Here is a 20,030-nt window from a genome sequence, read left to right on the forward strand (position 1 = left end):
AGTGGTGCAGATGCGTGGGCCCCCGCGTACCGCGAGACCGGGGCTGGGCGGGGAGCCTGTTGTTTATCTGCTGGTGCTGCCGGCCACGGCGAGTGCGACGACCAGGGCACCGACCAAGACGACGTAGACCAGCGCGGCCAGCCGTTGGCGCCAGCCGCGCAAGAGGGGACTCACCGGAGGAGTTCGAGGTTCGTCGGGGCGGTGGACAGCTCCCAGCCCCCTCCGGCCGGGCGGATGTACGCGAGCCGCACGGTCATGGAGGCACCCTCGAAGTTGGGGATGTCCTCGGAGACGATGGCAATCAGCTCACCCTCGGTACCGCTCGCGATGTCGCGGACCTGTTTGCCGATGCGGGGGTCTGATCCGTGCTCGAAGTGGGCCGCCGCGCTCACTCGTCCTTGTCCCCGTCGTGCTGCTCCGGGTCCTGGTTGACGCTCCGCAGGAATCGCTCCAGGCCCGACTCAGCACGGGCGCGGAGGCCGGGGCTGGGGTCGGGGCTGGCGTCCCAGGGGGCGTATTCGGGCTGGTCCTGGAGCTGACGGGCGAGCGGGCGGCGAGGCGGGGGCTGCTGGGGCATGGCGCACTCCTCGGTCTGGAAGGGGACACAGCGGGGGCCAGGGAGTCGGGGGAGGGACGTCTCCACTCCGCTGCCGGGGGACGGCGTCAACCTCGGTCCCGGGTACTGGGCCTGGTCGTTCCCGCGAGATGAACCTACGGTCGCGCTGCGTGCGGTAGGACTGACTGCGGGTACGTGTTACGGCAGGGGCCGCACCGGGGAGCGCGCGATGGCCACGAGACCAACGACCGGCACGATCGTGGGCTTTGTGCTGCGCACTGCGCGGGAGTCGGTCCCGCTCACTCAGGCGGGGATGGCCGAGGCCCTGGGCGTGGACTTGGCCACCGTGCAGGGGTGGGAGTCGGGCCGGCGGCCGGTGGTAAACATGCGGGCGGTGGATCTGTTGGGGCTTCGGCGGCGGCTGGCCGGGCTCGGTGCGGACGCGTCGGTCGTGGGGATGCTGGACGCGGCGATGGACGCGGATCGAATCATCAGCGCCACCCTCACCGGCACAGATGGGCCGCACCCGTTGGCCGAGTGGGTGCACACCCGGGACACCGCGCACATGCTCGCCTGGGCGCTTACGGGGATCCGGCCGCCGTCCCTTGCCGGGATCCCCTCCCCGCGCCGCAGGGGACCGGCAGCAGCCTCTCCGCTCCTTCCCGCACAGGACCGGGCCGCGTTCTTCGAGCAGCTGCGGACCACGGCGGAGGCGGCACCCAAAACCGACCCGCAGGGGGTGCTCCTGCACCGCCAGGCCCTTTACCTGACCTCGTACGACAAGAGCCCGGAGGCGGTGGCGTGGACGGCGCAGGCCCTCCATGCCCGGCGCGGTCTGCTCGCCCGGAGGGGGTGGACACCGCAGTGGGCGGAGGCACGTTCGACGGCCACTGCCCTCGCCAGGCTCGGGGATCCGGTGCCGCTCCTGGACTTCATCGAGCGGGCGATGGTGGACGACGACGCCGGCGAGGCCGCGAACTTGAATTACTGGGCTTATTGGCTGGGCGGGACCACGCTGCCGCAGTCCGACGACCTGTTCATGCGGGACCGACAGCTCACCGGATGGACCCGGTAACGCTGCTGCGCAGGCTGACGTACGGCCTGCACCACGCCCCGGGGTACGTGGACCTGTATGCGCACACGATGTGGGCCCTGCTGACTGCCCACCCTTGGCTGCCGCAGGCGTCGGGCCTCCTGGTGCGGGACCTGGCGGAGCGTACCGAGCGCCTGCTGGACGGGGGCGGCATCTCCGAAAGATCCCGTCGCGAACTCTCCACCGTGAACTACGTTTTACGTGATCGCACCTGAAACCGGAGGTCACCACATGGCAGACGAGACGGCGAACGCCCAGGGCACGGCCGGATTCCTCTTCGAGATGGGCGTTCTCAAGAACGCCAAGCGGACCGGCTGGTGGTTCACCGGGAACAACAATCCCGAGTCGATCGCGGAGCACTCGTTCCGGGTCGGGATCGTCGGCGCCGTCCTGGCCATGATGGAGGGCGTGGACCCCGCCAAGGTGGCCTTGATGTGCCTCTTCCACGACACCCAAGAGACCAGGATCGGGGACATCCCGCACATCGGACGCCGGTACATCGACGCGGCCTCGAACGAGACCGTCACCGCCGATCAGGTCTCCGCCGCGCACCCGGCGGTCAAGGCCGGAGTGCAGCGGGTGGTGGGCGAGTACGAGAGCGGCGACACCCCCGAGGCGATCGTGGCGAAGGACGCGGACAAGCTGGAGTGTCTGGTGCAGGCGGTGGAGTACCGAGCCCAGGGTTACAGCCTGGTACAGGACTGGATCGACACCTCCTTGAACAGCCTCAAGACGGCGTCGGCGCAGGCCCTCGCCGAAGCCGCTCTGACGATGTCGCCGCTGGAGTGGCGGAAGACCTTCCTGGGGCAGTAGCCGAGAAACAGCGAAGCTCCTGCCGGCCGGGACTATTCCGGGGGCGGGGGCTTCGCGATGCAGGAATGCCTCTGCCGTCAATCCTTCTTGCCGACCTTGATCTCCAGCGGCGTCTTTCCGCTGAGCCAGCGTTCGAACTGCTCAAAAAACCGACCCATCCAGGATGCGGCTTTACGAACCCGACCGTTTTTGCCGTGACGAACACCTCCTTCCCGGTAGTCCGGTCCGACACGACAGGCGAAACCTGGAACGCGCAGGCCGTCATCCGCCGCGTCGACATCCGCCCGTTCTCGTGCAGGTGGGCACAGTCGGCGGCCGGAATGTCCCTTGGCTACCTTGTCGCGGAACTTACATCGCGGCACTGTCACCTGAGATGACAGACCTGCTGCGGCTCCTGAACAGCAAGGGAGCGGTGGTCGATGGTCGTTGGTGGTCCCCCGGGCCGGTCTCGGACGGCCCAGGCGGCACAAGGCTGGCTGGGGATGGTCTCTGGGCCTGGCGCCTGTGCAGGCTAGTACTCCAGCTGTAGATCGTGATCTTGCTGGTGGGGCCTGTAAGGGAACGGGCGCGGCCGCCGTTGATCATCGTCGGTGTGGACTGACGACGAGACGGTGGCCACTCCACAGCGTAGATCCTGCACGTTCACTGTCGGCCGGCATGCCGCCGGGCACCAGCAAGCGGTCCGGACCTGCCCTCGGACCGGACCGCTCACCGCGTGCTACTCCTCGCTAGGCCGCTTGGCCCGCCGGGTGGAAGTTGATGCGTTCACGGATGACGGGGAAGCCAGCCTTGGCGAAGTTCGCGGCCATGGGGAAGTTGGCCTGGTCCGTCGCTCCGCTGACGAACTCCGCGCCCTGCTCGACGAGGAGGTGGGTGCACTCCGCGAGGAGGTCGTAGGCGTAGCCGCGACCGCGCTGTTCCGGGACGACTCCGATGAAGCCGATCGTCGGGCCGGAGGGGTTGTGGGCCGGGATGTGGATGCCGGCCAGGTCGCCCTCCGGCGTGTGTGCGATCTGCCACCATTCCCGTGGGGAGGGGCACCAGTGGAAGAAGTCGAGTTCCTCCTGGGCGGCCTGGTCGAGGCCGCCCTCCTCGATGGCCCTGAGCGCGTGGGCGTCCAGGGTGGCGGAGTGGATGCGGCGCAACGCGTCGAAGAACACGGTGTCGTCGGGTTCCGCGCTGAAGCGCAGGCGTCCGGGCCGCTCGGGCAGACCTCGCTCGGGGGTCCAGCGGTACAGGAAGCGTTCCACCAGGAGTTCGTACCCTGCGGCTCGTGCGGCGGCGAAGCGCGCCTCGGCTCCGGCGCGCAGGTAGGTCTTTTCCCGCCAGCCGCCGGGCAGGTTGATCTCGAGTTCGACCTGCCAGGGAGCGGAGCGCAGGAGTTCGGCCCCGGCCTCCTCCTCGCCCTCGGCCACGTCGAACCAGTTGATGTTGACGGGCTCCGAGTCGTCGGGGCCGCCCCACCACGCGCCGCGTGCGACGACCTCGCCGTCGCGCAGGGCGACGCGCTTCCAGTCGGGGCGGAACCGGGTACGCCGGTGGCCTTCACCGGCGCCGAGGGGGTCGGGGTGTGCGTCGAAAAGATGTGCGTCGCTCGCGGAGAGCGCGCGGATGACCGTATCGGTCATGGATTCCTCCGGGATACAGGCTGCTTGGAGCGCTCCCGGTCAGAACTGACGAACTACGCCGGGATAGCGGAAGAGGGAGCGCTGGAAAGGTGTGAACTGCACGGCACTCGCCTCCTTCCGTCCATCTCAGGGCGTGAAGCCACACAGTACGTGATCTTCCGCGGGTCCGTCCACGGATTTCCGCGCCCCTTGAAGGAGGGGTTCGCGGGACGATGCAGAGCGCTCTCAAAGGCCCGCGGGTCCGTAAGCGGACTGTAGTGCTCCAGCTGTGTGGATTGTGATCTTGCTGGTGGGGCCGTTACGGGAACAGATGCGGCAGCCGTTGATCATCGTGGGTGTGTGGACTGACGACGAGACGGTGGCCACTGGTCACAGCATAAATCCCGCACGTTGGCGGGAGGCGTTTGAGGTGGCCATGGGGCGCATCGCGGGCCGGTTCGCCCGCTATGAACCTCGCCTACGGGCCGGGCGGTTGGTGCTGGGCCTGCTGTCGGACCTGCCGCGCAAGAACTGCTGGACGATCGCGGAGTGGGCCGGCGAGGCAACCCCGCACGGCATGCAGCACCTGCTGTGCCGGGCGTCCTGGAACGCCGATGCCGTTCGCGACGACGTCCGCGAATACGTCGTCGAGCACCTCCACGACGATGCAGCGGTGCTGGTCGTCGACGAGACCGGCGACGTGAAGAAGGGCACCCACACCGTCGGGGTCCAACGCCAGTACACAGGCACCGCGGGACGGATCGAGAACTCCCAGGTCGCCGTCTACCTCGTCTACGCCGGCGCCCGGGTACACGCGGCGGTGGACCGGGAGCTGTACGTCCCGCGCTCCTGGACAGGCGACCCGGACCGCTGCCGGGCGGCAGGGCTCGGCGAGGAAACCGTCTTCGCGACCAAGCCGGAGCTGGCCCGCACGATGATCGAACGGTTCATGGATGCCGGACACCGCGTGGACTGGGTCACCGGTGACGAGGTCTATGGCGACAACCCGAAACTGCGATCCGCCCTGGAGGAACGCCGCATGGGCTATGTCCTCGCGGTGGCCTGCTCGGCCGAAGTGACCACCGGTGCGGGCACGTTCCGCGCCGATGCCCTGGCCCGGAAGGTGCCGAAGCGGGCCTGGCAGAAGCTCTCGGCCGGACGCGGCGCGAAGGGACAGCGGTTCTACGACTGGGCGGTCATCGACCTGGCCGATCCCTGCCCGGGTCACCGCCAGCTGCTGATCCGCCGCAACCGCACCAGCGGCGAACTCGCCTACTACCGCTGCTACGCGCCGGATCCGGTGCCGCTGACGACTACGGTGCGGGTCGCGGGATCGAGATGGCGGGTCGAGGAGACCTTCCAGAGCGAGAAAGGGCTGGCCGGCCTCGATGAGCACCAGGTCCGCCTCTACCCCTCCTGGATCCGCTGGGTCACCCTTGCGATGCCCGCCCACGCCTTCCTCGCGGTGGTCCGTGCGAACGAACACGCCCGACAGTCCACCTCTGACGACTTGGTCCCGCTGTCCTGCAACGAGATCCAGCGCTTGTTCATCACCCTCGCCATCCGGCCTCTCCGCGATGCGGCCCACCGGCTCGGTTGGTCCGACTGGCGACGCCGCCATCAAAAGCGATCACGCACCAGCCATTACCAGCGACAAGCCGCATCCCAGACATGAAGATCACGATCTACAGCTGGAGTACTAGGAGGCAGCCGGCGGGGATGCATGCCTGCCAAGCGGTCACCCTCCGACGCTGAGCCCCATCTGCTGCTGAGCGGGCCTGCCGTAGCTGCACCAGCACCGTGGCTTCCGTACACCAACACGAGCCCGTGTCCACGCTCACCGCACCTGCCGCGATTCCACGTGACTTTAGCCACGAAAAAATACCTCAGGATGAGTTGATGGGGGTTCCTTCTGGCGAATATTGAACATTCACGATATTCGCACCACCCACCCACGTGTTGAGTGTCTCAAGGGCACCGCTGGAAAGCTCAGTTGTAAACAGGAGGACGAGATGTTCTTGAGCGCGCGAGCATGCAACGTAGAACAGGTTCCGTGACTTTTCGAACCGCTTCTTGTTATGCTCGTTAGGTTTGGTCTGCACCCCGTGCCGGGGTACACGCCCCGTTTCGGGGGCAGACCGGGCCTCTCTTCTTTTTTGGCCGCACGGATTCTTTTGTGCCGGCGACGCCGGCCGGGTAGACAGCACAGCGCCGTGCGGTTGCACGTAAGCCCCTCGCGGGGGCGTCATGTTCGACCGTGAGCGCCACCGTAGCAGCACCGTGCGTAGTGGCCGACGAATCGTCAGCGGACCCAATCCAAGCTCTGGTCGGGACATTTACGGGCAAAATAGAAAGCCCCCGCCACTCTCCGTGAGGAGTGACGGGGGCTCAGGTCGAGCTGACGGTATTTCAGTGTTCGATTCCCAGGCTGTACATCCGCTGCGCAAGGCGTCGGAAACGACGGGAAGGTACCGGAAGCTGTGAAGGGGTATTTTCGCAGGTCAGGCCGGGGATTGATTGAGCATCAGGCTAGGTCCGAATTTTACCGATTTACCCAGATCCTCAGATGTCGCGGAAGATTTCGATCTGGGCGCCCACCGAGTTGAGGCGTTCGGCCAGTTCCTCGTAGCCGCGGTTGATCACGTAGACGTTGCGCAGGACCGAGGTGCCCTCCGCGGCCATCATCGCGAGGAGGACGACCACCGCCGGGCGCAGGGCCGGCGGGCACATCATTTCCGCCGCGCGCCAGCGGGTGGGGCCCTCCACCAGCACGCGGTGGGGGTCCAGGAGTTGGAGGCGGCCGCCGAGGCGGTTGAGGTCGGTCAGGTAGATGGCCCGGTTGTCGTACACCCAGTCGTGGATCAGGGTCTGGCCCTGGGCGACGGCGGCGATGGCCGCGAAGAACGGGACGTTGTCGATGTTCAGCCCGGGGAACGGCATCGGGTGGATCTTGTCGATCGGGGCTTCGAGCTTGGACGGGCGGACGGTGAGGTCCACCAGGCGGGTGCGGCCGTTGTCCGCGACGTACTCCGCCGAGCGGTCGTGGTCGAGGCCCATCTCCTCCAGCACCGCGAGCTCGATCTCCATGAACTCGATCGGCACCCGGCGGATGGTCAGTTCCGACTCCGTGACGACCGCCGCGGCGAGCAGGCTCATCGCCTCGACCGGGTCCTCGGAGGGGGAGTAGTCCACGTCCACGTCGATGTTCGGAACGCCGTGGACCGTGAGCGTGGTGGTGCCGACGCCCTCGACCTTGACGCCCAGCTCCTCCAGGAAGAAACACAGGTCCTGGACCATGTAGTTGGAGGAGGCGTTGCGGATGACGGTGACGCCGTCGTGCCGGGCGGCGGCCAGCAGCGCGTTCTCGGTGACCGTGTCCCCGCGCTCGGTCAGCACGATCGGGCGGTCGGGGGAGACCCCGGCCTCCACCTTCGCGTGGTAGATGCCCTCGGTCGCGGTGATGTCCAGGCCGAAGCGGCGCAGGGCGATCATGTGCGGCTCGATGGTGCGGGTGCCGAGGTCGCAACCGCCCGCGTAGGGCAGGCGGAAGTGGTCCATCCGGTGCAGCAGGGGGCCCAGGAACATGATGATGCTCCGGGTCCGGCGCGCCGCGTCCGCGTCCATGGCCTCCAGGTCGAGGCGGGCCGGCGGGATCAGCTCCAGGTCCACGCCGTCGTTGATCCAGCGGGTGCGGACGCCGATGGAGTTCAGGACCTCCAGGAGGCGGTAGACCTCCTCGATGCGGGCCACCCGCCTCAGCACCGTACGGCCCTTGTTGAGCAGCGAGCCGCAGAGCAGGGCGACGCACGCGTTCTTGCTCGTCTTGACGTCGATGGCGCCCGACAGCCGGCGGCCGCCGACCACGCGCAGGTGCATCGGGCCGGCGTAGCCCAGGGAGACGATCTCGCTGTCGAGCGCTTCGCCGATTCGGGCGATCATCTCAAGGCTGATGTTCTGATTGCCGCGCTCGATCCGGTTCACGGCACTCTGGCTGGTGCCGAGTGCGTCAGCGAGCTGACTCTGTGTCCAGCCCCGGTGCTGACGGGCGTCACGGATGAGCTTGCCGATGCGTGCGAGGTAGTCGTCTGCCATGGGGGCACGTTATCTCAGATATGAGATGAGTCCCGCTCCGGGTATGCCAGATGGGTGTGTCGGATGGGCGTTTTGTGGGTTATTGACCGCCAGGTCCCATGGTGGGGTCCCCGTACGTGTGATGCGGGACGGTCCGGCCGGGCGGACGGGTGAGCCGCTGCCGCTCCTGCGCGGACGGCGGGGCCGGGAGCTCCTCCCGGGCCGCGCCGAGGAGTTGCTCCCCGGCCGCCTCCTCCTCCTCCTTCTCCTCCGCCAATGGACCCCGGCTCTGCGCGGGCGGGGACTTCGTGCGGGGCGGCCGCCTCGCCGGCGAGGGCCTCCCCCTCCGTGGTGAAGGCGAGGGTCTCCCCCTCCGCGGTGAGCGCGACCGCCGGCGGCGTGGTCCGGGAGTCGCGGGACAGGGGCGGCGGGGGCCGCCGCGAAGGGTGTGCAAGGGGAGCTCGGCCGGGGGCGAGCCCTGTGGGGCCGAATGGGCCGACCGCGCCGGAACGCTCCGTGATCATCGTCACGGCCTGGCGGCCGGACGGGAACAAGGGGAAACCGGGCGTCGGCGCCGGTCGCAGGGGCCGGGGCGGAGCGTGCGGAAGCATCCGGTCGGCCGACCGGACAGGGCTTCCCCGGGGTGCGCGCCTCGTCCCCGGACCCGGACATGTACTAGAGTTATCTCGACATCGAGATATCTGCCGAAGGCGTACCACAGCCGCCCCCGCTGGTAAGGGTTACCTAACTTAGCCCTACCTTAGCGGATTGGCCAAGGGGCGTGGCGGCAGGATGCGGTTATACGCGCGAATTCATGCATGAAGGAGACTGTCGTGTCGGCGAACAGCTTCGACGCCCGCAGCACGCTGCAGGTGGGCGACGAGTCGTACGAGATCTTCAAGCTGGACAAGGTCGAGGGCTCCGCCCGCCTTCCCTACAGCCTGAAGGTCCTGCTGGAGAACCTGCTCCGTACCGAGGACGGCGCGAACATCACCGCCGACCACATCCGGTCGCTCGGCAACTGGGACTCGCAGGCCCAGCCCAGCGAGGAGATCCAGTTCACGCCGGCTCGCGTGATCATGCAGGACTTCACCGGCGTTCCCTGCGTCGTGGACCTCGCCACCATGCGTGAGGCCGTGAAGGCCCTCGGCGGCGACCCGGCGAAGATCAACCCGCTCTCGCCCGCCGAGATGGTCATCGACCACTCGGTCATCGCCGACAAGTTCGGCACGAAGGACGCCTTCGCGCAGAACGTCGAGCTGGAGTACGGCCGCAACAAGGAGCGCTACCAGTTCCTGCGCTGGGGCCAGACCGCCTTCGACGACTTCAAGGTCGTCCCGCCGGGCACCGGCATCGTCCACCAGGTCAACATCGAGCACCTGGCCCGCACCGTCATGGTGCGGGGCGGCCAGGCGTACCCCGACACCCTCGTCGGCACCGACTCGCACACCACCATGGTCAACGGCCTGGGCGTGCTGGGCTGGGGCGTCGGCGGCATCGAGGCCGAGGCCGCGATGCTCGGCCAGCCGGTCTCCATGCTGATCCCGCGCGTCGTCGGCTTCAAGCTGACCGGCGAGCTGCCGACCGGCACCACCGCCACCGACCTGGTGCTGACCATCACCGAGATGCTGCGCAAGCACGGTGTCGTCGGCAAGTTCGTCGAGTTCTACGGTGAGGGCGTCTCCGCCACCTCCCTCGCGAACCGCGCCACCATCGGCAACATGTCGCCGGAGTTCGGCTCCACCGCCGCGATCTTCCCGATCGACGACGAGACGCTGAAGTACCTGCGCCTGACCGGCCGCGACGCCCAGCAGGTCGCGCTCGTCGAGGCGTACGCCAAGGAGCAGGGCCTGTGGCTCGACCCGGCCGCCGAGCCTGACTTCTCCGAGAAGCTGGAGCTCGACCTCTCCACGGTCGTCCCCTCCATCGCCGGCCCGAAGCGCCCGCAGGACCGCATCGTCCTCGCGAACGCCTCCCAGCAGTTCGCCCAGGACGTACGCAACTACGTCGCGGAGGACGACGAGGCGGGCAAGGAGTCCTTCCCGGCCTCCGACTCCCCGGCCACCACCGACGGCGTGCCGACCCGCCCGACCCTGGTCACCCTCGCGGACGGTACGTCCTTCGAGATCGACCACGGCGCCGTCACGGTCGCCGCGATCACCTCCTGCACCAACACCTCGAACCCCTACGTCATGGTCGCCGCGGCGCTCGTGGCCAAGAAGGCGGTCGAGAAGGGCCTGTCCCGCAAGCCGTGGGTCAAGACCACCCTCGCCCCGGGTTCGAAGGTCGTCACCGACTACTTCGACAAGGCCGGCCTGACCCCGTACCTCGACAAGATGGGCTTCAACCTCGTCGGGTACGGCTGCACCACCTGCATCGGCAACTCCGGTCCGCTGGACGAGGAGATCTCGAAGGCGATCAACGAGCACGACCTCGCGGTCACCTCGGTGCTCTCCGGCAACCGCAACTTCGAGGGCCGGATCAACCCCGACGTCAAGATGAACTACCTGGCCTCCCCGCCGCTGGTCGTCGCGTACGCCATCGCGGGCTCCATGAAGGTGGACATCACCAAGGACGCCATCGGCACCGACACCGAGGGCAAGCCGGTCTTCCTGCAGGACATCTGGCCGTCCGAGGCCGAGGTCAACGACGTCGTGGCGAACGCCATCGGCGAGGACATGTTCAGCAAGTCCTACCAGGACGTCTTCGCGGGCGACGCCCAGTGGCAGGCGCTGTCGATCCCGACCGGCAACACGTTCGAGTGGGACCCGCAGTCCACCTACGTCCGCAAGCCCCCTTACTTCGAGGGCATGACGATGGAGACCACCCCGGTCTCCGACATCGCCGGCGCGCGCGTGCTGGCGAAGCTGGGCGACTCGGTCACCACCGACCACATCTCCCCGGCCGGTGCGATCAAGGCCGACACCCCGGCCGGCAAGTACCTCACCGAGCACGGCGTCGAGCGCCGCGACTTCAACTCGTACGGTTCCCGCCGCGGCAACCACGAGGTCATGATCCGCGGTACGTTCGCCAACATCCGCCTGCGCAACCAGATCGCGCCGGGCACCGAGGGCGGCTTCACCCGCGACTTCACCGTCGAGGGCGCACCGGTCTCGTTCATCTACGACGCCTCGCAGAACTACCAGGCCGCCGGCGTCCCGCTGGTCATCCTGGCGGGCAAGGAGTACGGCTCCGGCTCCTCCCGCGACTGGGCGGCCAAGGGCACCGCGCTGCTCGGCGTCAAGGCCGTCATCGCCGAGTCCTACGAGCGCATCCACCGCTCCAACCTGATCGGCATGGGCGTCCTGCCCCTGCAGTTCCCCGAGGGCGCCACCGCCGCCTCCCTGGGCCTCACCGGCGAGGAGACCTTCTCCTTCACCGGTGTGGAGGAGCTGAACAACGGCACCACCCCGCGCACCGTCAAGGTGACCACCGACACCGGTGTGGAGTTCGACGCGGTCGTCCGCATCGACACGCCGGGTGAGGCGGACTACTACCGCAACGGCGGCATCATGCAGTACGTGCTCCGGAACCTCATCCGCGGCTGAGCCACGGCATAGGCGCCAAAGGGCCGTATCCCCGTCCAGGGGGTACGGCCCTTCCGTTCGTCCGGCGGCGTGTCCATGTGACGGACAGGTCTCAACTCGGAAAAACTGGTGGCCATAAGTGTGCATGATCTTGCTCACACGAGCGGAAGTGGACTATACCTGTGCCCGTCCGGATCACCGCGAGACGAGTGGCTCCGGGCCGGGGGACGGGCGGGGACCTGTGGTGATGTCCGCATGCACGGCGACCACCGTGAATCTCCGGCCTCCTTCACACTTCTGACGAAGGCGAGGACATGAGCATGGGATCCACTGGTGAGGGCCTCGGACGCCGCGACCTGATCAAGCGCTCCGCAGCACTCGGACTGATCACGGTGCCGACGATGAGCTTCCTGTCCGCCTGCGCCTCCGGCGGTGGGGAGAACTCCACGAAGGGTCCGGCCAAGGCGCCGGTGACCAAGGAGAACCCCTTCGGCGTCGCGAAGGGCGGCAAGCTGGACGTCGTCGTCTTCAAGGGCGGGTTCGGCGACGACTACGCGAAGGCCTGGGAGGCCGCCTTCGACAAGAAGTGGGGCACCACCAGCTCCCACCTGGGCACCCAGGAGATCACCGCCAAGCTGCAGCCCCGCTTCAACGGCGGGAACCCGCCGGACGTCGTCGACGACTCCGGCGCCCAGAAGATCCCGCTGGACGTGCTCGGCAAGGGCGGCCAGCTCGCCGACCTCAACGCCGTGCTCGACGCGCCCTCGCTCGACGACCCGAGCAAGAAGGTGCGCGACACCCTCGTGGACGGGGCCGTCGAACAGGGCATGCTGGGCGGCAAGTACGTCGTCCTGAAGTACGTGTACGCCGTGTCCGGCTTCTGGTACTCGGGCAAGCTCTTCAAGGAGAAGGGCTGGACGGCGCCCAAGACCTGGGACGAGTTCCTCGCCGTCTGCACCAAGGCCAAGGAGGCGGGCATCGGCGGTCTCGCCCACCAGGGCAAGTACCCGTACTACATCAACGTCGTCATCATGGACCTGATCGCCAAGAAGGGTGGTCTGGACGCGGTGAAGGCGATCGACAACCTCGCGCCGAACGCCTTCGAGGGCAACGCGGCCGCTCTCGCCGCGGTCGAGGCGGTCTACGAGGTGGTCGAGAAGGGCCTGCTGATGCCGGGCACCAACGGCCTCACCCACACGGAGTCCCAGACGGCCTGGAACCAGTACAAGGCGGCCTTCATCCCCTCCGGCTCCTGGCTGGAGAACGAGCAGCTCAAGCAGACCCCGGAGGACTTCGACATGAAGTTCCTGCCGGTGCCCCTGCTCGCCGACAGCAAGATGCCCCTCGAGGCCATCCGGGCCGGCGTCGACGAGCCGTTCATCGTCCCGGAGAAGGCCGCCAACAAGGCCGCGGGCCTGGAGTTCCTCCGTTCGATGCTGTCCCGCGAATGGTCGACGATCTTCGCCCAGCAGGCGAACTCGCTCACGGTGGTCAAGGACGGCGTGGATCCGGGAGTCAAGCTGCGGCCGGGCACCCAGTCGGCGGTCGAGGCGCTCAAGGCCGCGGGCGGCAACACCTTCAGCTACCGCTACCCCGACTGGTACAGCGAGATGGACACGGAGATCCAGAACGCGTCCAATGAGCTCATGGCGCAGCGGATCCAGCCCAAGGAGTGGATCAAGCGGGCCCAGGCCGCGGTGAACAAGGCGGCCCAGGACCCGAACGCCAAGAACAACAAGCGCAGCTGACCACCGCAGGGACGGACACCATGAGCCATGTAGCCCAAGGGAGGGGCAAGTACGGCTTCATCGCCGGCTTCCTCTTCGCGCCCCTCGCGCTGTACCTGACCTTCGTCATCTGGCCGTACGTGCAGACGTTCGGCTACTCCTTCACCAACTGGACCGGGCAGTCACCGACGTTCGACTTCGTCGGCACGGACAACTACGCGGCCCTGCTGAAGGACGAGGTCTTCCGCGGCGCGCTCTGGCACAACCTGCTGCTCCTGGTGTTCGTCCCGCTCGTGACCATCCTGCTCGCCCTCTTCTTCGCCTTCATGGTGAACGCGGGCGGGCGCGGCGGAGCCGGCGGAGTGCAGGGAGTCGGCGGATCGCGCTTCTACAAGGTCGTCTACTTCTTCCCGCAGGTCCTCTCCCTCGCCATCCTCTCCGTGCTCTTCGGCGCGATCTACCGCAGTGACGAGGGCGGCCTGCTCAACGGCTTCCTGACCGGGCTCGGCCTGATCGACGCGAACCACCCGGTCGAATGGCTCAACGAGCCGAACCTCGTCCTCTGGTGCCTGCTCCTCGTCGTCGTCTGGCACGGCGTCGGCTTCTACCTCGTCCTGTTCTCCGCGGCCATGCAGTCCGTCCCCAAGGACATCTACGAGGCCGCGCTGCTCGACGGCGCCGGGCGCGCCCAGACCTTCTTCAAGGTCACGCTGCCCCTGCTGTGGGACTCTGTGCAGACCTCCGCGGTCTATCTGGGCATCGCCGCGATGGACATGTTCGTGCTGGTGTCGACCATGACCTCGGGCCAGTTCGGCGGCGGACCCGACCACCACAGCGAGGTCATGTCGACGGTGCTGATGCGCAACTTCCTCTACTTCGGCAAGAGCGGGTACGCCTGCGCCATGGGCGTGGTCATGCTCGCCCTGACCATGATCCTCTCCGTCATCACGCTGCGCGCCACCCGCCGCGAGCGCATCGAATTCTGAGAGGAGTTCCACGATGACCGCACAGCCCACAGTGATCAAGGCTCCGGGCGAGAAGGCCGCGGAGCAGCCCGGCGGCGCCGGACGGACGGGGAAGCGGGACGGGCGCCGCTCCGAGGGCATGGCCCTCAACGTCTTCTCGCACGGCTTCCTCGTCGTCTGGGCGATAATGATCGTGCTGCCCCTGATCTGGCTCGCGCTCGGTGCCTTCAAGACCGACGCGCAGATCGGCGGCTCGGCCCTGAGCTGGCCCTCCAACTGGCACTTCGACGCCTTCGGGCGGGCCTGGACGAAGGGCATCGGAGGCTACTTCGCCAACACCCTCATCGTGCTGGTGTTCTCGGTTCCGCTGACCATGCTGTTCGGCTCCATGGCCGCGTACGTGCTGGCCCGCTACCCCTTCACGGGCAACCGGCTCATCTACTACTTCTTCGTCAGCGGGGCGATGTTCCCCGTGTTCCTGGCGCTCGTACCGCTCTTCTTCATGGTCAAGCGCTTCGACATGCTGAACACCTACCAGGGCCTGATCCTGGTGTACGTCGCCTACTCGATGCCCTTCACGGTCTTCTTCATGCACTCCTTCTTCCGGACGCTGCCGACGGCGATCCACGAGGCGGCGGTCATCGACGGGGCCTCCGACACCCGGATCTTCTTCCAGGTGATGCTGCCGATGGCCAAGCCCGGCCTGATCAGCGTCGGGATCTTCAACATCCTGGGCCAGTGGAACCAGTACATCCTGCCCGCCGTGCTGATGCAGCCGCAGACGAGCGCCGACCCCGAGCGGTACATGCTCACCCAGGGGCTCATCCAGCTCCAGTACCAGATGGGCTACGAGACGGACCTGCCGGTGCTGTTCGCCGGCGCCACCATCGCGATGGTCCCGATGCTGGTGGTCTACCTCTCCTTCCAGCGCCAGATCCAGGCGGGCCTCACCTCGGCGACGCTGAAGTAGCGCCCCGGCGTCAGGAGCCGTCGGCGGTCTTCCGCAGCTCGTACAGGTAGCCGGAGCCCGGACGGCCGATGCTCTGGTAGATCCGGGGCTCGCGGTCGGTGCCGCCGACGCTCCACGCCGGCCAGGAACACCCCGGGACCCGTACGCGGACCTTCTGGGTGCGCACGCCCCGCCCGGGCTCGTACGACCAGGTGCCGGGGCCCGAGCACTGCGGTGCCAGGACGTGGGGTTCGTCGCCGGGGCGGTGCTCGGCGACGCCGAAGGCCGTGACCCGGCCGTCCGACGTGAAGACCAGCCTTCCCTCCGTGTGGTCGCCCCAGGTGCCGGGCACGGTCGCCGGACCGATCTCCGGCGGCTCGTACGCGGGCAGCAGGCCGGCGGTGAGCCCGAGCGCGCCGAGGAGGCCGGTTCCCGCCACCAGCGCCGCGCCCCCCAGGGCCACGCGCCGGAGCAGTTCCGGGTGCCGGAGCCGGGCGATCAGGCCGCCCGCCGAGAGCGATGCCGTGGCGATCGCCCAGAAGACGAGCACGGGCCGCGTCGCCACGTCGTTGTACGACGCGAAGGCCCAGATCGGCGCTGCGACCAGGGCGGCCGTCATCAGCGGCACCCACCACCACGCCTCGCGGCCGCCGATCAGGCGGCCGAGCAGGTCGGCCAGCGCCACCGACGGCAGCACGAAGACCAGGGTCAGCAGCACCGCGATCACCGCGACGATCAGGCCGAGGGAGAGCAGGGACCCCGCCAGGGCGGTGTGGTCGACCGGGGTGTCCGGCGGCGGCTGCGTCTCGACGTACAGGAAGACCACCACGACGGTGAGGGCGACCTCCAGACAGCCCACCAGCACCGAGACCAACAGCATCAGGCCGTACGACCGCTTCTCATGCTTCTCATGCTTCTCGTGCACGGCCAACCCCCCTCGTGGCACGGCGAAATGAACGCGACCGCCCGGTTGGGGCTGCGCGCGGATCCATACTGCCAGCCTGACTGAACGTGTTCAATTCATTCTTCGCGCGTACCTCACGCGGGCACCGCCGACCAGCTCACCGCCGACACCGACGGGTCGAGCGAGAGGTTGCTCACCGCCTCCTCCAGCATCCGGTCGTCCCGCCGGCCCTCGGCGGTCAGCAGGGCGGAGACGGTCACCCTGCCCGCCTGAGGGGCGTCCTGGCTGCGGATCTCCCGCAGCGTGTAGCCCGGCCGGCCCAGCGCGTCGACCAGCCTGTGGCGGATGTGGGCCTCTTCCGCCTCCAGGCACACCGCCTCGAAGTGGTAGTCGGTGGCCACCTCGGCCCCGCCGCGCGGTTCGCGGTCCAGGCGCCGGCCCAGTGGGCGCAGCAGGAGGTTCGCTCCCACCACGCCCACCGTGCCGAAGGCGGCCAGGACGAACATCCCGGTCCCGGCCAGGCAGCCCACGGCCGCCGAACACCACAGGGTGGCGGCCGTGTTCAGGCCCCGTACGCTCAGGCCGTCGCGCATGATCACGCCGGCGCCCAGGAAGCCGATCCCGGAGACGACCTGGGCGGCCACCCGTGAGCCGTCGTACTGGACCTCGCAGACCTCGCCGATGAACCCGTACTGCGAGAGCAGGACGAACAGCGCGGCACCGCCCGCCACCAGGGCGTTGGTCCGCAGGCCCGCCATCCGGGCCCGCCACTGCCGTTCCAGCCCGATCGCGGCCCCGAAGCCGAGCGCCGCGGCGAGATGCCCGGCCATGATCCACTCGCTGGGCATCGGCTTGTCCTCCTCTCAGAGCCAGGTGTCGAACTTGCGGATGTACCAGGTCTTCACGAGCTGGGTGAGCGTGCAGTACGCGAGCAGCACACCGATCAGCCACGGGAAGTAGCTCGCCGGCAGGGCCACGAAGCCGAGCGTGGGAGCCAGCGGGGAGAAGGGCAGCCAGAGCCCGGCCAGCACCGCGAGGACGGTCGTCACCATCACCGGCCAGGAGGCGCGGGACTGGATGAAGGGGATCTTCCGGGTACGGATCATGTGGACGATCAGGGTCTGCGAGAGCAGGCCCTCGATGAACCAGCCGGACTGGAAGAGGGACTGGCTCGCCTCGCTGTCGGCCCCGAAGACGTGCCACATGATCAGGAACATCGAGATGTCGAAGACCGAGCTGACCGGGCCGATGGTGACCATGAAGCGGCCGATGCCCTTCGCGTCCCAGTTCCGGGGCTTGCGCAGGTACTCCTCGTCCATCCGGTCCCACGGCGTCGCCAGCTGCGAGATGTCGTAGACCAGGTTCTGGACCAGCAGCATGATCGCGAGCATCGGCTGGAAGGGGATGAACGCACTGGCCACCAGCACCGAGAAGACATTGCCGAAGTTCGACGACGCCGTCATCTTGATGTACTTGATCGTGTTGCCGAAGGTGGTCCGGCCCTGGACGACGCCCTGCTCCAGGACGGTCAGGTCCTTCTCCAGCAGGATGATGTCCGCCGACTCCTTGGCGATGTCGACGGCGGTGTCCACGGAGATGCCGACGTCGGCGTCGCGCAGTGCGGCCGCGTCGTTGATGCCGTCGCCGAGGAAGCCGACCGCGTGGCCGTCGGCCTGCAGGGCCCGGACGATGCGGGCCTTCTGGACCGGGTTGACCTTGGCGAAGACCGTCGTACGGGCGGCCAGTGCGCGCAGTTCCGCCTCGTCGAGGCCGTCGATCTCGCTGCCGAGCACCACGTGCCCGACCTCGATGCCGACGTCGGCGCAGACCCGGGAGGCCACGAGGTCGTTGTCGCCGGTGATCACCTTGACGGCGACGCCCTTGTCCGCCAGGCCCTGCAGGGCGCGTCCGGCGTCGGCCTTCGGCGGGTCGAGGAAGGCGAGGAAGCCGACCAGGGTCAGCCGGTCCTCGTCGGCGACCGTGTAGGTGTCGCGCGGAGCGTCGACGGTGCGGGTGGCGACGGCGAGGACCCGCAGGCCCCGGCGGTTGTTGTCCTCCGCGATCCGGGTGACGTGCCACCGCAGCTGCTCGGTCAGCTCGACGGGCACGCCGCGGTCGGTCATGTGCGTGCAGAGGTCCAGGACCTCCTCGACGGCACCCTTGGTGATCATGACGTGCTCGGTGCGGCCGGGGTCGCCCACCATGCTGTTCCGGTTGAGGATCACGGACATCCGGCGCCGGGCGAAGTCGAAGGGGATCTCGTCGACCATCGAGAACCGTGCGTCGACGACAACCTCCTCGGCCTCGTTGACGCGGTCGATGACCGCCTGGTCCATGAGGTTGCGCAGACCGGTCTGGAAGTGCGCGTTGAGGTAGCCGTACTCCAGGACCTCGTTGTCCTCGTTGCCGTGCACGTCCAGGTAGCGGTCCAGGACGATCCGGTCCTCGGTGAGGGTGCCGGTCTTGTCCGTGCAGAGCACGTCCATCGCGCCCAGGTTCTGGATCGCGTTGAGCCGCTTGACGACCACCTTGCGCTTGGACATGGCGACCGCGCCGCGCGCCAGGTTGGCGGAGACGACCATCGGCAGCATCTCGGGGGTCAGGCCGACGGCGACGGCGATGCCGAAGAGGAAGGCCTCGTCCCAGTCGCCCTTGGTGAACCCGTTGATCATGAAGACGACCGGGACCATGACCAGCATGAAGCGGATCAGCAGGAAGCTGACCTTGCGCACGCCGGTGTCGAAGTTGGTCTGCGGGCGCTCGCCGACGAGCGAGCCGGCCATCGAGCCGAAGTAGGTGTCGGCGCCGGTGGCGACGACGACCCCGGTGGCGGTGCCGGAGGTGACCGAGGTCCCCATCAGCACCAGGTTGTCGGCCTCGACCGGGTCGGTGGTCGTCTGCTGGCCGAGGTCCTCGCCGCGGGTGCCGGTGTCGGCCTTGGCGACCGGCAGGGACTCGCCGGAGAGGGCGGCCTGGCTGACCATCAGGTCCTTGGCGCTGATGAGCCGCAGGTCGGCCGGGACCAGGTCGCCGGCGGCCAGCTTGACCACATCGCCCGGGACCACCCGGTCCATGGGCACCTCGAAGGTGGTGGGCCCGGAGCCGCTGCCGGCCCGGCGCTGCACCGCGCAGGTGGTGGTGACGAGCTTCTTCAGCGCGTCGGCGGCGCGGCCCGAACGGAACTCCTGCCAGAAGCGCAGCAGCCCGCTGATCCCCACCATCACGGAGAGGATGACGACGCCCTCGTCCGCGGGGTCCTGCCAGAACATGACCGCGGCCAGGAAGACCAGGACGGCGATGAAGGGGTTCCAGAAGGCCTTCGCCAGTTGGAGGAACCAGCGCGGGGCGCGCTCGTGGGCGACGACGTTGGGGCCATGGCGCTCCAGGCGCAGCGCGGCCTCGGCGTGGGTGAGGCCGTTGGCGGAGGCGTCCACGGACTGCAGTACGCCGACGGCCGGCCGGGCGCTGGTCTCGGCGAGGCGCTCGCCGACGAGCCGGGTACGGGACTCCAGCTCGGCGGCCTTGCGCTCGCGGCGGGACCGGCCCGGCGGCGCGAGCTTGGTCGGGGTACGGGGGGTGAGCATGGTCATGACGAATACCTCCCTCCACGGTGTCCGGGCAGCACGGAGCCGCGCGGTCACGTGGAGTGATCGCGGGTCGGCGCGGAGCGGCCGGGAGGGCCGCGGGACACGCCGGCGGGCATGGTGGGAGTGGCCCCGGGGCACGCCTCGGCGACGGCCGGGGGAAGGAACCCGGGGGCGTGACCGGCGGAGCTGCCGGGACGCGCGGAAGGAAGAGAATGGAAAGAAACGCGGCAA

General features: G+C 68.3%; 17 protein-coding genes. 8 read left to right on the top strand and 9 right to left on the bottom strand.

The window, feature by feature from the left end:
• Window positions 1-170: 170 nt before the first annotated feature.
• Together OG332_RS33755 and OG332_RS33760 are read right to left on the bottom strand one after the other, a co-directional pair.
• Entirely contained in the window at window positions 171-392 is a 222-nt protein-coding gene (locus tag OG332_RS33755; RefSeq protein WP_327416989.1) for a hypothetical protein, read from the bottom strand.
• A complete protein-coding gene (locus tag OG332_RS33760; protein ID WP_327416990.1) occupies window positions 389-577 on the bottom strand; it encodes a hypothetical protein in 189 nt (62 codons plus the stop codon). Before OG332_RS33760 ends, OG332_RS33755 begins: the two co-directional genes overlap by 4 nt.
• Before the next feature lie 208 nt (window positions 578-785).
• Here OG332_RS33760 and OG332_RS33765 point away from each other — a divergent pair, with 208 nt between their 5' ends.
• Genes OG332_RS33765 through OG332_RS33775 form a run of 3 tightly spaced genes read left to right on the top strand, consistent with a single transcriptional unit; the run spans window position 786 to window position 2,462 of the window.
• Window positions 786-1,631, top strand: a complete 846-nt coding sequence (locus OG332_RS33765) for a helix-turn-helix domain-containing protein (RefSeq protein ID WP_327416991.1) — start codon at window positions 786-788, stop codon at window positions 1,629-1,631.
• Window positions 1,619-1,864: a hypothetical protein gene (locus OG332_RS33770; RefSeq protein ID WP_327416992.1), complete on the top strand. Its 246-nt coding sequence runs from the start codon at window positions 1,619-1,621 to the stop codon at window positions 1,862-1,864. Before OG332_RS33765 ends, OG332_RS33770 begins: the two co-directional genes overlap by 13 nt.
• Before the next feature lie 16 nt (window positions 1,865-1,880).
• Complete coding sequence (locus OG332_RS33775; protein ID WP_327416993.1) at window positions 1,881-2,462, top strand: HD domain-containing protein; 582 nt, start codon at window positions 1,881-1,883, stop codon at window positions 2,460-2,462.
• A gap of 77 nt (window positions 2,463-2,539) precedes the next feature.
• Here the strand turns inward: OG332_RS33775 and OG332_RS33780 are convergent, their stop codons facing one another.
• Both OG332_RS33780 and OG332_RS33785 read right to left on the bottom strand, forming a co-directional pair.
• Window positions 2,540-2,830 carry a hypothetical protein gene (locus tag OG332_RS33780; RefSeq protein WP_327416994.1) on the bottom strand — a complete coding sequence of 97 codons (291 nt, stop codon included), beginning with the start codon at window positions 2,828-2,830 and terminating at the stop codon, window positions 2,540-2,542.
• Window positions 2,831-3,190: 360 nt separating this feature from the next.
• Window positions 3,191-4,090, bottom strand: a complete 900-nt coding sequence (locus OG332_RS33785) for a GNAT family N-acetyltransferase (RefSeq protein WP_327416995.1) — start codon at window positions 4,088-4,090, stop codon at window positions 3,191-3,193.
• Window positions 4,091-4,505: 415 nt separating this feature from the next.
• Here OG332_RS33785 and OG332_RS33790 point away from each other — a divergent pair, with 415 nt between their 5' ends.
• Window positions 4,506-5,744 carry an IS701 family transposase gene (locus OG332_RS33790; protein WP_327416996.1) on the top strand — a complete coding sequence of 413 codons (1,239 nt, stop codon included), beginning with the start codon at window positions 4,506-4,508 and terminating at the stop codon, window positions 5,742-5,744.
• A gap of 887 nt (window positions 5,745-6,631) precedes the next feature.
• Here the strand turns inward: OG332_RS33790 and OG332_RS33795 are convergent.
• Both OG332_RS33795 and OG332_RS33800 read right to left on the bottom strand, forming a co-directional pair.
• Window positions 6,632-8,161: a helix-turn-helix domain-containing protein gene (locus tag OG332_RS33795; protein ID WP_327416997.1), complete on the bottom strand. Its 1,530-nt coding sequence runs from the start codon at window positions 8,159-8,161 to the stop codon at window positions 6,632-6,634.
• Between the two features lie 79 nt (window positions 8,162-8,240).
• Window positions 8,241-8,417 carry a hypothetical protein gene (locus OG332_RS33800; RefSeq protein WP_327416998.1) on the bottom strand — a complete coding sequence of 59 codons (177 nt, stop codon included), beginning with the start codon at window positions 8,415-8,417 and terminating at the stop codon, window positions 8,241-8,243.
• Window positions 8,418-8,958: 541 nt separating this feature from the next.
• Here OG332_RS33800 and acnA point away from each other — a divergent pair.
• The 4 genes from acnA (at window position 8,959) to OG332_RS33820 (ending at window position 15,329) form a co-directional block, all read left to right on the top strand.
• Complete coding sequence (gene acnA, locus OG332_RS33805; RefSeq protein WP_327416999.1) at window positions 8,959-11,688, top strand: aconitate hydratase AcnA; 2,730 nt, start codon at window positions 8,959-8,961, stop codon at window positions 11,686-11,688.
• 299 nt (window positions 11,689-11,987) lie between these two features.
• Window positions 11,988-13,415 (top strand): N-acetylglucosamine/diacetylchitobiose ABC transporter substrate-binding protein, encoded by a 1,428-nt coding sequence (ngcE, locus tag OG332_RS33810; RefSeq protein ID WP_442816253.1) that lies wholly within the window; start codon window positions 11,988-11,990, stop codon window positions 13,413-13,415.
• A gap of 20 nt (window positions 13,416-13,435) precedes the next feature.
• Window positions 13,436-14,380 (top strand): carbohydrate ABC transporter permease, encoded by a 945-nt coding sequence (locus OG332_RS33815; RefSeq protein ID WP_319730405.1) that lies wholly within the window; start codon window positions 13,436-13,438, stop codon window positions 14,378-14,380.
• 13 nt (window positions 14,381-14,393) lie between these two features.
• On the top strand, window positions 14,394-15,329 hold the full coding sequence (locus tag OG332_RS33820) for a carbohydrate ABC transporter permease (RefSeq protein ID WP_327417001.1): 936 nt from the start codon (window positions 14,394-14,396) through the stop codon (window positions 15,327-15,329).
• A gap of 10 nt (window positions 15,330-15,339) precedes the next feature.
• Here OG332_RS33820 and OG332_RS33825 read toward each other — a convergent pair whose 3' ends face one another.
• The 3 genes from OG332_RS33825 to mgtA all read right to left on the bottom strand — a co-directional run bounded on the left by OG332_RS33825 (window position 15,340) and on the right by mgtA (window position 19,802).
• Window positions 15,340-16,233: a hypothetical protein gene (locus tag OG332_RS33825; RefSeq protein ID WP_327417002.1), complete on the bottom strand. Its 894-nt coding sequence runs from the start codon at window positions 16,231-16,233 to the stop codon at window positions 15,340-15,342.
• 113 nt (window positions 16,234-16,346) lie between these two features.
• Window positions 16,347-17,060: an MgtC/SapB family protein gene (locus tag OG332_RS33830; protein WP_327417003.1), complete on the bottom strand. Its 714-nt coding sequence runs from the start codon at window positions 17,058-17,060 to the stop codon at window positions 16,347-16,349.
• A gap of 15 nt (window positions 17,061-17,075) precedes the next feature.
• Complete coding sequence (mgtA, locus tag OG332_RS33835) at window positions 17,076-19,802, bottom strand: magnesium-translocating P-type ATPase (protein WP_327417004.1); 2,727 nt, start codon at window positions 19,800-19,802, stop codon at window positions 17,076-17,078.
• Window positions 19,803-20,030: the final 228 nt, after the last annotated feature.

It is taken from the genome of Streptomyces sp. NBC_01233, from assembly GCF_035989305.1.
Taxonomy (GTDB): domain Bacteria; phylum Actinomycetota; class Actinomycetes; order Streptomycetales; family Streptomycetaceae; genus Streptomyces.